Origin of the sequence: Aquabacterium sp. (assembly GCF_004297345.1) — a bacterium.
In the GTDB taxonomy this organism is placed as follows: Bacteria; Pseudomonadota; Gammaproteobacteria; order Burkholderiales; family Burkholderiaceae_C; genus Aquabacterium.
Genome location: NZ_SCTN01000596.1, coordinates 1 through 1,501 on the forward strand (window position 1 = coordinate 1; position 1,501 = coordinate 1,501).

The 1,501-nt window shown below is 70.4% G+C and carries 1 protein-coding gene and 1 pseudogene; both read right to left on the reverse strand.

Annotated features, from left to right (window positions below; translation table 11 throughout):
- Window positions 1-351: pseudogene (locus EPO09_RS21880) on the reverse strand (citramalate synthase); the annotation flags it as partial.
- Window positions 352-382: 31 nt separating this feature from the next.
- On the reverse strand, window positions 383-1,501 hold a 1,119-nt coding region (gene leuB / locus EPO09_RS21885), incomplete at its 5' end, for a 3-isopropylmalate dehydrogenase (protein WP_290646687.1).

Genomic DNA, 1,501 nt, shown 5'->3' on the forward strand with positions numbered 1-1,501 from the left:
GTGGAGCAGCCAGCTCTTGCCGAAGATCGTCACGACTGGCGTCTCGGCCCGGACGAGCTCCTGGAGGTTCGGGTCCGTGGCCGCGGTGTTCGACCGATGGCGCGTGGAACCGAACGCCGCGAGCTTCGCGGTGTGCCACGACATCGTGCGGGCCGTCCGGAAGAACTCGATGTCCTTGGGGTTCGATCCCGGCCAGCCGCCCTCGATGTAGGGCATGCCGTACTCGTCGAGCATCCGCGCGACGCGGAGCTTGTCGGCAAGGGACAGGGTCACGTTCTCGCCCTGCGTGCCGTCGCGAAGGGTGGTGTCGTAGAGGACGACCGGGCGGTCGGACCCGGTGGAAGATGTCATCGAAACGGGCTCCAGTGGTTTGATCGACAGGTCAGCTGGGTCCGGCGGCGACCGGGGTCGGTGCCGCCGATCGAATGGAGATCCGTTCGATCACCGCGTCGGTCATGCCGCTGGTGCCGACGTGTCGGAACCCGTCGGCGGGATCGGGCGCCGTGCCCGGGCGCAGGAGATCACGCGTCCGATAGCCGTCGTCCAGGGCCGCGGCGACCGCGGCTTCGATCGCGATCGCCGCGTCGTCAAGACCGAGCGACCAGCGCAGCAACATCGCCGCGGACAGGATGGTGCCGATCGGGTTGGCGAGGTCCCGGCCGGCGATGTCGGGCGCGGATCCGTGGATCGGCTCGTACAGGCCAAACCGCCCGTGGGCCGTCCTGCGATCGCCGAGCGAGGCCGAGGGCAGCATGCCGAGGCTCCCGGCAAGCACCGCCGCCTCGTCGGACAGGATGTCGCCGAACAGGTTCTCGGTGACGAGGACATCGAAGGCGGCGGGCTGGCGAACCAGCAGCATCGCGCAGGAATCCACCAGCTGGTGGGACGCCTCGACCGTCGGGAAGTTCGGCCGTTCCTCGTCGACGACCTTGCGCCACAGCCGGGACGTCGCGAGGACATTCGCCTTGTCGACGCTCGCGAGGCGGCCCCGTCGGCCGGCTGCGAGCTCGAAGGCCAGGCGGACCACGCGGCGAATCTCGCCCTCGGTGTACTGGAGGGTGTCGACGGCCATCCGGCCGCCTTCGGTCCGACGCTCCTCGGACGGGCGGCCGAAGTAGAGGCCGGAGGTCAGCTCCCGGACGATCAGCAGGTCCACGCCCTCGAGAAGCTCCGGTCGGAGCGGCGACGACGGGACGAGCGCGGGATGGACCTGCACCGGGCGCAGATTGGCGAACAGCTCGAGATCGCCGCGCAGGGCAAACAGCGCCTGCTCGGGGCGAACGTCCGCATTGGGGTCCGACCACTTCGGACCTCCGACGGCACCGAGCAGGATGGCGTCGGCTGCGCCCGCGGTCTCGAGGTCGTCGGACCGGATCGCCACGCCATGGACGTCGATCGCGGCACCGCCGGCGAGGATCTCGGTCCACTCCACGCTGAAGGTCGACGCCGCACCCGCGGCATCGACGACGCGGCGCGCGGCGTCGACCACGTCCGGACCGAC